Genomic DNA, 1,400 nt, shown 5'->3' on the forward strand with positions numbered 1-1,400 from the left:
AGGCGAGGACCCGTGTCGAAACCCGGCGAGACGAGCGTGTCCGCAACCAGATCCGGACACACCACCGCTATCCGGGGAACGTGGTGACGGTCTTCCCGGATACCGGGTTGCGCCAGGTGACGGCGCGGTCGGCGAGCATGGTCGGAATCCACAATCCGAGGTGTTTGCGCTGATGGTCGGCGCGACACAACGGGATGAGGTTGTATTCGACGGTCCATCCACCGGCTCGGGGATCGGCACGGTTGAACTTCACGAGGTGGTCGAGTTCGCAGTCGGCGGCATCACGCCCGCACCCGGGATACCGGCAGGTCTTGTCCCAGCAGATGATCTTCTGCCGTAGCCAGTCTCGGGGTTTGTACCACAATGCCCAGCGGGGTGGGTTCACATATCCGCCGTGCCCGGTGGGGTCGACCGGTGGGGCCAGACCGCGTTCGGTGATGGTGGTGACGGTTTGCCAGGCGGCGAGGTTGCGGCCGATCGCGGCGAGATCGATTCCGGGATCATCGAGTTCGGGCAACTCGAGTTCGGGTAGGTCCATACGGGTGACGAGGTGTCCGTCGGCGATGTCGTGCCAATGCTGCGGGTCGATCGCCCCGTAACCGACCAGGCGGGGTGCGGCCACACCGGTGGGGTCGGTGATCACGGTCAACGATGACTGTGCCGGCATCAACGCGATCGGAGGTCGCGGCCCGGCGCCCTCGTCGGTTTCTGCCTCGATCTCGACGTCGTCGTCGACCCGTGCCGGTGCGGGTGCGGGTGTGGGTGGTGGGGTGTAGTCGAGGTCGAGTTCGGGGTCGGGGGCTGGTGTCGGGGGTAGTGGGATGGCGCGGGTGCAGTGTTCGTCGTCGCAGGTGCAGGCGAGTACGGCGTCGGGCATGTGGTGGAGTTCTTTGAGTGCTTCGACGCGTAGCCGGCCTGTGGGTCGGGGGTCGCGGGGGCAGATCCGTTCGTTGATGAGGTTGCGGATGCTGGTGGCCAGGAACACTCCGACGTCGGCGGGCATGGTGGCGTGTAGACGCATGTGGCCGTGGGTGTCGTCGGTGATGGTGACGTTTTGTTCGGTGTCGGCGAATTCTTCGCGGCGGTCGGCGGCGGCGTCGGGGTCCAATGCGATGACCATTTCGGCGATCTGGTTGCGCAGGGTGCGGTCGGCGGTGGGCCGGTCGGCGAGGGCGAGGGCACAGGTTTCGGCGTAGGTGCGGACGTCGGGGTCGGTGAGGTGGGCGAGTTCGGTGAGTAGGTAGCGGGTGCGGGTGAAGCTCCAGTGGCCGTCGAGGAACGCTTGGCGTAGGCGGTCCCATCCGGTGAGGAGTCCGGCGATCCAGATCCAGTCGGCGGCGATCGCGGGTGAGGTGCGTAGTGCGATGGCGACTTGGGAGGTGGCGGCTTTGTCTGCGGTG

General features: G+C 66.6%; 1 protein-coding gene. It reads right to left on the reverse strand.

The genetic code is table 11. From position 1 onward, the window contains the following. Positions 1-67 precede the first annotated feature (67 nt). A partial coding sequence (locus tag GD1_RS25145; protein WP_059040029.1) for an HNH endonuclease signature motif containing protein occupies positions 68-1,400 on the reverse strand: 1,333 nt, incomplete at its 5' end.

This window comes from Gordonia desulfuricans NBRC 100010, from assembly GCF_001485495.1.
Classification (GTDB): Bacteria; Actinomycetota; Actinomycetes; order Mycobacteriales; family Mycobacteriaceae; genus Gordonia; species Gordonia desulfuricans.